The organism is Herbaspirillum lusitanum (assembly GCF_046025995.1).
Classification (GTDB): domain Bacteria; phylum Pseudomonadota; class Gammaproteobacteria; order Burkholderiales; family Burkholderiaceae_D; genus Herbaspirillum; species Herbaspirillum lusitanum_A.
In genome coordinates, this window is record NZ_JAQQFM010000003.1 from 367,344 (window position 1) to 380,394 (window position 13,051).

At 61.0% G+C, this 13,051-nt stretch carries 8 protein-coding genes; 1 reads left to right on the plus strand and 7 read right to left on the minus strand.

Features of this window, described 5'->3' with window-relative positions:
- Positions 1-134: 134 nt before the first annotated feature.
- Positions 135-2,681 (plus strand): TonB-dependent siderophore receptor, encoded by a 2,547-nt coding sequence (locus PQR62_RS07520; RefSeq protein WP_408156399.1) that lies wholly within the window; start codon positions 135-137, stop codon positions 2,679-2,681.
- 232 nt (positions 2,682-2,913) lie between these two features.
- Here the strand turns inward: PQR62_RS07520 and PQR62_RS07525 are convergent, their stop codons facing one another.
- From PQR62_RS07525 to PQR62_RS07555, 7 genes are all read right to left on the minus strand, one after another.
- Complete coding sequence (locus PQR62_RS07525; RefSeq protein WP_408156401.1) at positions 2,914-5,337, minus strand: TonB-dependent siderophore receptor; 2,424 nt, start codon at positions 5,335-5,337, stop codon at positions 2,914-2,916.
- A gap of 79 nt (positions 5,338-5,416) precedes the next feature.
- A complete protein-coding gene (locus tag PQR62_RS07530) occupies positions 5,417-6,241 on the minus strand; it encodes a FecR family protein (protein WP_408156403.1) in 825 nt (274 codons plus the stop codon).
- Positions 6,242-6,279: 38 nt separating this feature from the next.
- Positions 6,280-6,861 carry an RNA polymerase sigma factor gene (locus tag PQR62_RS07535; protein ID WP_408156405.1) on the minus strand — a complete coding sequence of 194 codons (582 nt, stop codon included), beginning with the start codon at positions 6,859-6,861 and terminating at the stop codon, positions 6,280-6,282.
- Between the two features lie 256 nt (positions 6,862-7,117).
- On the minus strand, positions 7,118-7,954 hold the full coding sequence (locus PQR62_RS07540) for a TIGR02285 family protein (RefSeq protein WP_408156407.1): 837 nt from the start codon (positions 7,952-7,954) through the stop codon (positions 7,118-7,120).
- 31 nt (positions 7,955-7,985) lie between these two features.
- On the minus strand, positions 7,986-9,302 hold the full coding sequence (locus PQR62_RS07545) for a sensor domain-containing diguanylate cyclase (protein ID WP_408156409.1): 1,317 nt from the start codon (positions 9,300-9,302) through the stop codon (positions 7,986-7,988).
- Between the two features lie 70 nt (positions 9,303-9,372).
- Entirely contained in the window at positions 9,373-10,836 is a 1,464-nt protein-coding gene (locus PQR62_RS07550) for an FAD-binding oxidoreductase (protein ID WP_408156411.1), read from the minus strand.
- 564 nt (positions 10,837-11,400) lie between these two features.
- A complete protein-coding gene (locus PQR62_RS07555; protein ID WP_408156413.1) occupies positions 11,401-13,041 on the minus strand; it encodes an ABC transporter ATP-binding protein in 1,641 nt (546 codons plus the stop codon).
- Positions 13,042-13,051 lie beyond the last annotated feature (10 nt).

A 13,051-nucleotide genomic window follows, 5' to 3' on the forward strand; every position in this document is an offset into this window, starting at 1 on the left:
AGTTCGTTTTTTTGCTCCTCGTTCGGGTAATGAATGAAAGAGGACCATTCGACGGGCATGGCCAGCGCCGATAGCTGGCGCTGATGGATGCGAAATGGGCCTCTCCTTGCCAACCTCTACGGGGAATTCGTCCTATGCATCGCCAGCATCAGCAACATCGCCACTCAAATAACAAGCATGACAAGCGTCCTGCCTTGATCGCACGTGAAGGCGATGCCTGGCAAAGTCATCCGCGCCCCGGTGTTCTGGCGACCAGGCTGGCGCTGCTTGCCATGATGACGGTGAGCGGCATTTCTGCGACGCTGCCGGCGCATGCGCAGACATCGTCGGGCGATCAGGCCGGGCAAGTCGCCGTGCGCAGCTTTGATGTTCCGGCGGGTCCGCTGGCAAGCACCTTGAATCGCCTCGCAGACCAGGCCAACCTGCTGCTGAGCGTGCCGACCTCAGTCACCGCAGGAAAAAACAGCCCGGGCGTACGCGGCAAATACTCGGTCGATGGCGCCTTCCAGGCGGCATTGGAAGGGACCGGACTGCAGGCCGCTCGGCAGGCGGATGGCACGTTCGCGGTGATACCGGTCAGCACCGCGCTGCCTGCCGGCGCTACCCTGCCGACGGTGCAGGTCAATGCCAGCGCCGAGGTCAGCGGCTTGCCGGCGCCTTACGCCGGGAGCCAGGTGGCGCGTGGCTCCCGGGCCGGATTGCTCGGCAACAAGGATGTGCTGGATACGCCGTTCAGCACGATCAGCTACACCGCCGAACTGATGGAAAACCAGCAAGCCATTACCCTGGCGGACGTTCTGGCCAATGATCCGGCGGTGCGCTCCGTTTCCTATGGATTGACCAATGCGGCCGGCGCCGGCGATTCTTTCCTCATCCGCGGCTTTTCCATCCAGAACTCCGTGCTGTTCGACGGTATTCCCGGCATTGCTCCCTCCCGCACGCTACCGGTCGAAACCGCCGAGCGCATCGAAGTGCTCAAGGGACCGAATGCTCTGCTCAACGGCATGGCGCCGGGCGCCGGCGGCTCCGTTGGCGGTGCGATCAACATGGTGCCCAAGCGGGCCGACGATCAGCCGCTGACCAGAGTCACGGCGTCCTATATGTCGGATGGCATCGTCGGCGGCCACCTTGATCTCGGCCGGCGTTTTGGTGAAGAGAACCAGTGGGGCGTGCGCTTCAATGGCTCCTATCGCAATGGCAATACGCCAACCGAGGGCCAGTCGGTCGAACTGAGCGTGGCCACCATCGGCATCGACTATCGCGGACGTGAGCTGCGGGTATCTCTGGATGCCGGCCACCAGACTCTCAACAACAAGGCGCCCCAGGGGTCCGGCGGCTTCGGGATCGATGATGCCATCGCGGTGGTCAGTGCGCCTGCCGGCAGCACGCGCGTGGCCCAGGACTGGGAGTTTTCCAGGACCCGCAGCAGTTACCTGCTACTCAAGGGCGAATACGATATCAATCCCGACTGGAGCATCTACGGTGCAGCGGGCGGCAGCAACAACACATTCAGTTACCTGTCCACCGACACTTACGTCTCCGATGCTCAGGGCAATGCGCAAGCGACCGTTTATTACTGGCCTGACTGGTACAACTACCGGGTCGTGCAAGGCGGTATCAAGGGCAAGTTCAATACCGGCGGCATCCGGCACCAGATCAATCTCGGCGCCACCTATCTGAAGAAAGACCACGGCTATACGACGGACTACTACGGCTTCACCAGTTTCGCTACCAACATCTACAACCCCCCGTCGGTTGCGGCGCCATCACTGGCGGGCTTTTCTTCCGATCCGGCTAAAACCGATACGCTGGAACTGCCGTCGGTGGCGCTCTCCGACACGCTCTCTTTTCTGGATGATCGCATCGCGCTGACGGTGGGCGCACGTCATCAGCGGGTCAAGTTCATTGCCTACGACACCGCTACCGGCGCCGGCACCACGACTTACGACCAGAGCGCACTTACCCCCGTGCTGGCGGCGGTGTTCAAGCTTCAGCCGAACTGGTCGGTTTATGGCAATTACATTGAAGGGCTGGGTCAGGGTGATACGGCACCGGTCGGCACCACCAATGCCGGACAGGTGTTCCCGCCGATCAAAACCAAGCAGCGCGAGATCGGCACCAAATACGACCTCGGTCGATTCATGGCGACGGCGAGCCTGTTTCAGGTTCAAAAGCCAAGCGGCTTGTCGGTCGCCAACGGCGACGGTACTTACACTTATCGGGTCAGCGGCGAGCAACGCAATCGAGGGCTTGAACTCAGCTTCTACGGCGAAGTTGCACGCGGTGTCCGGCTGCTGGGCGGGGCCACCTACACCGATCCCAGGTTGACGGGCACCGACGGCGGTGCCAACGATGGCAAGATGGCCGCCAACGTCTCGCGCTGGCAGCTCAATCTTGGTGGTGAATATGATCCTGCTTCACTGCCGGGCATCACGCTGTCGGCGCGTGCCATCAGCAGCAGTTCGCAATACCTCGACGAGGCCAATACCCGAAGCATTGCCGGATGGACGCGCTGGGACATCGGGGCACGTTACAAGACCATCATCGCGGGCAAATCCACGGTATTCAAGGCCGGTATCCAGAACCTGTTCAACCGCTCCTACTGGGCCAGCGGCTCGGGAAGCTGGCTGTACGTGGGGCAGCCTCGCGTCGTGAGCTTGTCCGCCAGCGTGGACTTCTAGTCGCTGCGATCGGACGCAGATCGACGATTCGCAAGAGCATGCGACTGAGTGAATACAACAAGTGCTGAAAAGACAGAAGCCTCCGGCTGGAGGCTTCTGTCGATACGGTCTGATTCTTGGCTGACGGCAGCGCCTGGTCAGGCTGCCGCTAAATGCCCGCGGCCCTGGTCGCTGCTGACTCATACAGGCATCAAGCACCGCAGCCAGGCCAGGCCGGCCCGGCGCGCGCGCATCAATACTTCCAGTTGATCGCCACGCTGCCATTGATAGGCGGGGCGTAGTAGCCCGATCCCTGCTTCACGCTGTAGAGATATTTTTTGTTGAATACATTGTTCAGGTTGAACGACACGCTCAGGTTCTTGCTGATCTCGTAGCTGGACATCAGATTGAGCACCGAATAGCCGCCCTGATAGGCCGCGTTGGTGGCGTCGTAGCTGGTCTTGCTTTGGTAGAGCAGGCTGGCGCCGACCTTGATCTGTTCCATTTGCGGCAACCGGTAAGTGGTCGACATGCGCAACTGGCGACGCGGCACGAAGGTACGCACCGAGTTGCCGTTATCGTCAGTCATACGCATGAGCACCAGCCCCATTCCCGCCTGCCAGTTCCTGCCGAGTTGGCCGTTCAGGCTGAAGTCGGCCCCTTCCGATCTGGCGTTGATGCCTTGATAGTAGTAAGAGAAGTCAGCGAAGGAACCGGCATAGTCGGCCAGCCCGGTTTGCCTGGCGCGGAACACCGAGGCCGAGGTGTTGAGGCTGCGTTCGAAAAACTCACCCTTCAGACCGAGCTCGTAGCTGTCGCCTTTTGCGGCGGCCAGCGTCGCGTGATTGACGTCAACCTGATACTGCGGATTGAAGATCTTGGTGTAACTGCCGAAGGCAGAGATGTTCCGGCTCAGATCGACCACCAGTCCGGCATAGGGCGACACTGCCGACTGACTCAGCACATGGGTGTCGCTTTCAGCGTAGCCGCTGGAATCGGCCCTGGTGTAGTTGGCGCCCAGCAGCAGCTTGACGCGATCATGCAGGTTCAGGCGCGTGGCGGCATAGATGGTCTTGCGCGTATCGACATAGGCTTCGGTGGTCATGTCGCCGTTGTAGACCGGTGAGGGAAAGGCGCCGCCGAAGGCTTGCGCCAGCGAGATGTCGTAGTAATAGCCGCCGGCGCCGGAGTCGGTGTTGCGACTGAGCTGATCCTGCTTGGAGCGCGACCAGCTCAGGCCCACGCTCAGATCGTGCCGGCGGCCGAACAGTGTGTATTTGCCGGTTACATTGCTGTCGATGAAGCTGCGCTTGTTGCTGCTGGTGGTCATCGAGGGAAAGCCGAGCAGGCCGGTGCCGGTCGCGGCATCGTAGGCGCCGGCGACGTAGAAGAGCGAGCTGTCGCTATCGATCACGTCATGGTTCAGCGAGGTTTTCCATTGCCAGTTGTCGCCGAGTTTCTGGTTCAGTTCAGCGAAGGCGCGCTGCTCCGTCGAATCGTAGAACGACCAGTCGGCCGAAGTGCTGGCGCCCACGCCGTACCGGGCCTGGCTGCCGTCGGCATTGGTCAGCGGCAGGGCGCCCCACATGGCGCCGCGGGCATGCACCTTCTGATAGCTGTAGCCCAGGGTCGCCGTGGTCGAATGGCCGAGTTCAGCCTGCACCACGCCGTAGAACAGGTCCTTGGTGGATTGGTAGCGGTTGAGATAAGAGTCGCCTTCCTGATGCGCCGCGACGATACGGCCGGAAACCGTACCGGCTTCGTTCAGGGGACCGGAGATGTCGGCGTCGAGCCGCCTGGTGTTCCAGGAGCTGAGGGTCAGGCCGGCCGCCGCCTGAAAGTCGGAAGTCGGGCGCTTGCGCACGAAGTTGACCGTGGCCGACGGATTGCCGGTCGATACGCTCAGGCCGTTGGCGCCTGCCAGTACCTCGATGCGGTCGAACATGGCGGTGTCGAGATCGCCGGCCTGGGCGCCATAAGTCAGGGGCACGCCGACGCCGTCGAAGGTGAAGTTGGTGACGTCGAAGCCGCGTGCAGTGAAGTAGGTGCGCTCGGTTTCCGCTTTGTCGGTGGTGACGCCGGCGGTGTTGGCCAGCACCTCATTGATGGTGTTGAGCCTGAAGTCGTCCATCTTGGCGCGCGTGGTCACCGTGATGGTTTGCGGCGTCTCGCGCATCGACAGATTGATCCTGGTGGCCGCGCTGGTCGCGCCTGTGGTGTAAGAGTCTGTCCCTTCACTGGCGCCATCCTTGATGGCGCTGACCGTCAAGGCCGGCAGCGCCTGTGCGCCGTCCGCAGTATCGGCTTCAGGCACAATGCTCCAGGTCTTGTCGCCGCGCGCCATGGCCTTGAGTCCGGTCTCTGCGAGCAGTCGTTGCAAGGCCTGGGCCACCGTGAAGCTGCCTTGCAGAGCGGGCGCATTGCGCTTGCTGGTCAGGTTTCCGGCATACAGAATCTGCACGCCCGACTGCTGCGCCAGGGCATTGAGCGACTGCGTCAGCGGCGCCGCCGGCAAATTGATTTGATGCGTCGCCGCCATTTCCGTGCGCGGGGCGGTTTGTGCCTGGACGTTGACGTGCCAGGCGGCGATGGCCAGGGCCATGCCGGCTGCCATGGCGTGGCGGGTGATGGTGTGCTTCGGACGGGTGATCTTGGGGTGGCGCGGATGACAGGACATGATTCCCTCGGGTTGATTGGTCTCAGGAATACATGTCGTTCCAGTGTGCCGGCAACCCTACCTTCCGCTGACAATATTTTTATCGCGGCCGGATTTCGGTGCCGCCATCGGATGTGCGACGCAGGGCGACCGGCAGGGTTTCCGGCAGCATCGCCAGCAACTGGCCGATGTTGGCGGCATCGAATACGCCCGATACCGTCAGGCCGGCCAGTCTGCGATCGGACAGCGTCAGCGGCTGGCTGCGGTAGCGCTGCAGGGTCGCGATGACTTCATCCAGAGGCGTGTCGCTGAATACGAGCCGGCCCTGGCGCCAGACCTGGCGCTCGGCATTTTCCAGCGCACGCGCTTGCAGCGGGAGGGTCTCAGCGCCGGCGGCGCTCACCGTGGTCTGTTGCAGCGGTGTGAGAACAATGCCGCTGTCCGGCATGCTGCCGCTGCGCCAGACGGCGACCTTGCCCTGATAGACCGAGACCTGGGTGGCGGCGGTCTGGCGCCAGACGTCGAAGTGGGTGCCGACCACCCTGACCTGGGCCGGACCGGCATCCACGAATAAGGGGCGCAGCGAAGAATGCGCCACGTCGAAATGCGCGCGCCCCTGCGCCAGCTCCATCCGGCGTGAGCGCAAGCGCCATTGCACGTTCAGGCGGGTGTTGGTGTCCAGCACGACATGGCTGGCGTCGGCCAGTTGTATGTCGACGATCTGGCCGATCCGGGTGGCGAATTCCTCGTGGTGATAGACCGGATCCAGCCACCACAGGCCGGCGCACACCAGCAGCGCGAGCACCGCGCCCGCCACGGCGGCCTGCTTGCGGCGCGGCGCGCGCGGCGGCGGCAGCGGGAACATGGCCTTGAGTGCGGCGCGGTGTTCGTCGACCGCCATCGCCAACTCTTCCCTTGGTGGCATGGTCTTTTCATGGCCCTGGGCTGTCTGCGCGCGCTGCATCATGCCCTCCCTCGTGCGCCGGGCTGCGGCAGCAGATCGCCCAGTGCGAAACGGCAGCAGGCAACGGCGATACGCATGTGTTTTTCTACCGTCTTGATGGAAATGCCTAAATAATCGGCAACTTCGGCCTGCGGCCATTCGTGGATCTTGTGCAGCACGAATACTTCGCGGCAGCGCGGCGGCAGCGACTCTATCGCCTGCGCCAGCAGCGCGAGCCGCTGCTTCGCCAGCAGGCGATGTTCGGGCTCGTCGGACGCGCCGGCGGCCAGCTCGTTGAGCTCAGGATGATCCTCGGCCCTGGCCGCGAACCGGGCCCAGGCGACGTCCCGGCGCAGATTGTCGATGGCGCGCCGCTTGGAGAGCGTACGCAGGAACGCCAGCGGCACCTTGATCTCTTCCGCCGCATCATTGTTGCCTAACAACTGCAGGCAGATGTCATGCACCGCTTCGCGTGCGCTGTCGCGTACCTGGCGATGGTCCGAATGAAACCTGCCGGTGGCGCGACAGACGTAACTCACCAGTTCATCGTAGTGATGAACCAGACGGTCAAGCAGGGGTGGGCGGGCATTGTTGGACAGCATCGCAGCGAGGGGGGGGCGAAACGGTACGGAGCGCAAAGGATACTACAATAATGAGAATTATTATCCTTTGCGCGGCGACTCCCCATTTCCTGCTGACCGCGGCCATGCAAACTACGCGGATATTTTCTGATGGGCGTCGGCGGTGCTATCGCGCCGTTCAAGGATGGCCAGCGGCTAGCGGTCTTGAAAAAATTGCTTCCTGCGGCGTATTCGTTTTACGTTGCCTGTCCGCAGAATCGACATGTCACGCAGCGCTTCATGGGGTCTTGAGAAATACCCCATCGTAAATTTTACGGATTTCAGCCACTGACTCAGGATCGTGCCACTTTTCGACGATATGGCGGTAATAGGGTTTGCCGCGATGGGCGATCAGCACCTTGTTGACCTTCTCGACTACCTTGCGCCCCCATTCATTCTTTGGGCACATCACCCGGTTGAATACGACTTCGTCTGCCTCCTGCATGGGAATGGCGACCAGTTCTCCAGGGTGGCCCATTACACGGGCCTGATCTGAAGCCAGCAGCGGCAACTCGATCATGTAGTCGAGGCGTCCCGCCAGCAACATGCCGATGGCTTCAACCTGCTCGGAATAATATTCTTTCGGCGGATAGGCCGTCAGCAATCTGTCCACGGTCGGGCTGTAGGATCGGTCGCGCATGACGGAGGTGATGAACTGAGGGTTCTGCAGCAGGGCCTGCAGCGACTGCCTGCCCTTGAACTGGTTCAGGCGATCGCGACGGACGATGATCCGCAAGGGAAGAAAAATCGAAGTGGGCAGAGAAAAATAGCCGTAGGCCTCACGCTCCGGTGTTTTCAAGGTGCCGTTATAGCACCAATGACTGCCTTTTTTGATCTCGCTGATGATGCGTGGAAACGGCGCCTCCAATTCCACGTGCTGGTACTGAGGCAGCTGGGTCTTCAGAACATCAAGGGCCTGGTCGAAGATACCTTGATGCGCCCACTCTCCCGAGCGGATCATATAGGGCGGCACATTATATTTGCCCCAGACGATCTGGTCGGCAGCCAAGGCGCTGGAGCCCAGTGCACTCATCAGCAAGGGGAGCAAAAGGTAACGCAGAACGCTATACAACATCAGCTGCTTTCTTCAATGATGCCGGCGGCGCTTATTCGGCAACCACAACCTGGTTGCGACCGGCAATTTTCGCGCGATACAGGGCAGCGTCGGCTGCCTGCAGCAGCGTATTGATATCACCACCGTGCGCAGGCGGCACACAACTGGCCACGCCAACGCTGACCGTGATGCGCCCGAACTGCGACAAGGCGTGCGGGGCATGCAGAGAGAAAATGGCGTCGCACATTTTGTGCACAATACTGAGTCCGGCTTCGGTGTCGGTGTCCGACGCGATCAGTGCAAACTCTTCTCCGCCAAAGCGGGCCACGGTGTCGCCGGCTCGGCCGACGCTTTGTTGCAGCATGCTGGCAACTTTGCGCAGCACCTCATCGCCTGCAATGTGACCATACTGGTCGTTGTAATGCTTGAACCAGTCCACATCGAACAAGGCGACCGTCAACGGTCTGCCATTGCGGGCGCAGCGGCGCCATTCCTGCTCCAGGGTCTGATCAAAACAGCGGCGGTTGGGAATGCCGGTCAGGGCGTCGGTCAGGCTGAGCAACCTGAGTTGCTCGTTGGCCTGCGCCAGATCGCGGGTACGTTCGGCAATGCGCAGTTCCAGCGACTTGTTCAGCGCACGCAGCGACTCTTTTTCCTGTTGCAACTCGTCATAGAGCGTGCGGTTCTGCGCCATGTGTTTTCTCAGGCTGGCCAGCATGGCGTTGATGGCGTCGGCCAGAAAATGCAATTCATGCTGTTTCTTGCCGGGCAATGCTATGTCTTGCTGCGTACCGGGCTGGTTCAGATCCTGCTCGCGCACGAAGGAGCTGAGCTTGGTGATGGGCGTACCCAGCCAGCGTTGAAACACGTAAAGGAAGATGAACCACAGCACCAGGGTCTTGATGATGGAGTTGATGAGAATGAGCATGAAGCCATAGGCCACTTTTTTGACGACCACGTGACGGCTGGAGTACACCGTCCAGGAGCCGATATCGTGGCTGACGTTGTGCTCGTCCCGATACAGGATGGGAAAGCGATGGCCGATGGCGGCATTCAGGAAGTCTGCCGTCACGGGGCTGCCCACGCCGTCGGCATCGACATGAATCTGCTTGCCGTTGCCGTCATAAATATTGCCGAGGGCGAGCACCAGCCGTCCTTGCGGATCTTCTATCTTGACGCCGGTCACGACCGGCAGATTGCTGATGCCCGTGAGCGTGGCCTTTTGTACGTCCCCCTGAAAGCGCCAGGTTGAGCTGGCCAGACTGGCGCCAAAGGTCAGATCCATGGCCATCAATTCATTGTCGATACCGGTTTTCGTGTGCTGGTAGTCAGCGCTCAGTTGCACGCAGGTAACAATGAGCGTCACCACAAAGTAACTGCCAAAAATGATGCGGAGTAAATGGACAGCCAAAGAATGCTTTGATACAAAATTCATGTTCTTAAGCGGAAGGTATGCTTTGCTCAAAGGAAAACAAGTTGCCGGGATCGTATCTGTTTTTCACACGCATCAATTGTGCCAGGTTGTCTCCATAGTAAGCCTTTGCCCAGTTCGGCAGGTTGCGGCTAGGGAAGTTGACATAGGATTGCGGCAGCATGAATGGCTGCATGGCGGCAAAATATTCCGTGAGCCAGGCTTGCTGCCTGCGCACCACATCCGGACGATCTATCGGCGCCCAGGCGCTTTCCATTTCAAAGATGTAGTTGGCGTTTCGGTGCACGTAGGCGGTGGCAGCGGGCGCCACGTCCCTGACCTTGCCGCCGATCGCAAACAGAATGCCCATATTTTCCGGCAGCAGCGAGCCGCCCGGCCACTTCATCATCCATTGCAGCATGGTCTCCAGCGCTTCCGGCGGCAGGGCGTCGGCCACGTAGCTTGAGCGCATGTCATACATGCCGTTCGGATCATCGGTGATCAGGTAGTCGCGCGCCTGCCAGTAGCTCATCTGGCGAATATCGCTCTTGATCGGCTTGACCAGCTTGAGTGCAGGCGCCAGCGCTTCCAGGGCCTTTTCGATCGGCCCGTAAAACTGGCCCAGCGTGGCCACCTGCAGCTGATTGCGTTGCGGTCTTGGTCCGGGGGCTTCGGGATAAGCCTTGGTGCGGGTCGAAATTTCCCGCGCGTGGTTGTTCTGGATTTCCTGCAAGGTCGTCAGCAGTTCGATCTGTTTTTCACCGGGCCACAGGATGTTGAAAATCGTCACGTCATCCTTGACCTCGTGCAGGTCGAAACTGAATCCGGTGTTGACGCCGAAGTTGCCGCCGCCGCCGCCGCGCAGGGCCCAGAACAGATCCTTGTAGTCGCCCTTGGCGTCGGCGCTGACCTGGCGGCCATTGGCCAGCACCAGATCCGTTTGCACCAGACTGTCGCAGGTCAGCCCGGCATGGGTAGCGGCGAAGCCCCAGCCGCCACCGAGCACCAGACCGCTGGCGCCCACGGTGGGGCAACGGCCGGAGGGAATCGAAAAGCTGGTGCCGCTGAAGGCATCGGCCATGTTCTGGTTACTGGCGCCGGCCTGGATGTAGCCGCGATTCTTGTCGAGATCGAACCACACCTTGTTCATGGCCTTGACGTCGATCAGCAAGCCTTTGGTGGTCGAGAATCCGGCATAGTTGTGACCGCCCGAGCGAATCGCAAATTTTTCGCGGTGGTCGGCGGCCCAGCGCAGACACAGCTGGACGTCGTGCGCATCGGCGCACATCGCCACGGCGCGCGGCAGTACATCCGCATAACGGGCGTTGTTGGGTGCGGCCGCCATGGCATAGCCCATTTCACCCGGCAATATCAGGCGACCGTGCAGACTCTTGCTTAAAGCCCGTAAATTTTTCGGCGAGTGCAGTGCCGGCGCTGCATTCAGTGCTGCAGGGAAACTGCTCGCGTACAGCAGCGCGGCCCCGGCTTGCAAAAACCTGCGCCGCGGCAAAGTATTCAAATCACGCATCATCAATTCCCCCTGAAGTTTATTTTTTCTCTACCCGTGGAATTGACCCGCTTTGCGAAGCAATTCTATCCGACCCGTATTATTTCGATTTTTTTGCCTCGGTCAACAAACTCAGTCCTTTCTTAACTTTATTTATGATTAACCGCGCTTGGTGGACGCCGTCAGATTTCCGGCGGGCAATATCGGCAGTGAATAACGCCTTGCAGTGCTAAACGACTGTGGCCCGATGAGGGCTTACCGGCCGTCAAAAAAATAGCGCTAATGCCGTTCAGCCAGTTAAATTTCCCGGGCAAGCCGTTCGGGCTGAGCAGGTCCGCAGGGCCGTATCGAAGCCGGCATGGGGCGTTTAGAGTGCATCAGGGCGAGCGGAGTTGAAATCAGACAGTACAAAAAATGCCGTTCAGTTCTCAACTGAACGGCATTACAGGCTATTGGGCTATTTGTGTGTGCAGTCCGATGCTGGTCATGCAACATGCAACGAGGGCGCAACAATTCTTCCAGGCTGGCCCTTACCCAAATAAAAATGTTTTAGGCGGCGTTCGTTGCCCTGCCGGAATCGATAGCCGCAGGCACCCAGTGTTTTCCGGGCACGGCGGCCAGGAGTGCCCGCGTGTAAGGATGAGCCGGATTGCTGAACACGCGCGCACTCTCCCCTTGCTCCACGATCTGGCCCGATTTCATCACAGCGATGTGGTCGCAGACTTGTGCAGCGACCCGCAAGTCATGCGTAATGAACAGAATCGACAACTGCAACTGATCCTGCAAGCGGGCCAGCAGCGCCAGTACTTGCGCCTGTACCGACACATCAAGCGCCGACACCGGCTCATCGGCCACCAGGATTTTCGGATCCATGGCCAGGGCCCGCGCCAGGCCCACGCGCTGGCGCTGGCCGCCTGAAAATTCATGCGGATAGCGTTCCAGAGCGTCCTGTCTCAGCCCGACCAGATCGAACAGTTCACGCGCGTGCTTCCACGCCGCAGTATGTGTTTTGCCGTGGGCGATGGGGCCTTGGGTGACGATGTCGCCGACCCGGCGACGCGGATTGAGCGAGGCATACGGATCCTGGAACACCATCTGTACCTGCGCGGCGTGATGGCGTCGCCCGGCAGCACTGCCAAGGTCGACCGGCTCGCCGAAAATCCTCATCTCGCCGGCCTCGGGCACCAGCAGGCCGAGCACGTTGCGGGCCAGGGTCGATTTGCCGGAACCGCTTTCGCCGACGATGCCCAGCGTGCTGCCGGCGGCCAGACTGAGCGACACATTGTTGACGGCATGGGTGACGCGCGCATCGCGCTTGAGCCAGCTTGGCTTGCCGTAGGTCTTGGAGAGGCCGCTCAGGCTCAGCGCAGTAGGACGTTCTTCGGTGCGTGCGCGCAGCGCAGCTTGCAAGGGCGGAACCGCGGCAATCAAGGCGCGGGTGTAAGGATCTTGCGGATGGTTCAGCACCGCCCCGGCCGGGCCGCTCTCGACCAGACGGCCTTTCTGCATCACGGCAACGCGGTCGGCGATGTCGGCGACCACACCGAAATCGTGGGTGATGAACAGAACCGCCGTGCCTTTGCGCTGCTGCAGTTCCTTGATCAGCTGCAGGATCTGCGCCTGCGTGGTCACGTCCAGCGCGGTGGTCGGCTCATCGGCAATCAATAGTTTCGGTTCCAGCGCCAGCGCCATGGCGATCATGGCGCGCTGCCGCTGGCCGCCGGAAAGTTCATGCGGGTAGGCATGAGCGGCCTTGCCGGGATCGGGAATATGCACCGACTCCAGCAGCGCAATCGTGCGCGTTTCGATTTCCTTGCGCTTGAGGCGAGTGTGCGCGCGGAACAATTCGCCGATCTGGTCGCCGATGGTGTACAGCGGATTCAGGGCGGTCATCGGCTCCTGAAAGATCATGCCGACTTCCCGGCCGCGCAAACGGCGCAGGCGCTCGGAGCTGGCGGTGCGCAGATCTTCGCCGTTCCAGGCGATGCGCCCGGCGCTGATCGCCACGCCTTCCGGCAGCAGGCCGAGCACGGCGGCTGCAGTCAGCGACTTGCCGGACCCGCTTTCGCCCACCACGCAGAGCACTTCGCCCGGATGCACGTCAAGGTTGATAGCGGCCAGTGCATGCGGACGATCACCGCCGGGCGGCAGTGCAATGCTGAGGTTCTGGATGGAAAGCAGGGCAGTCATGGGCGTCCTG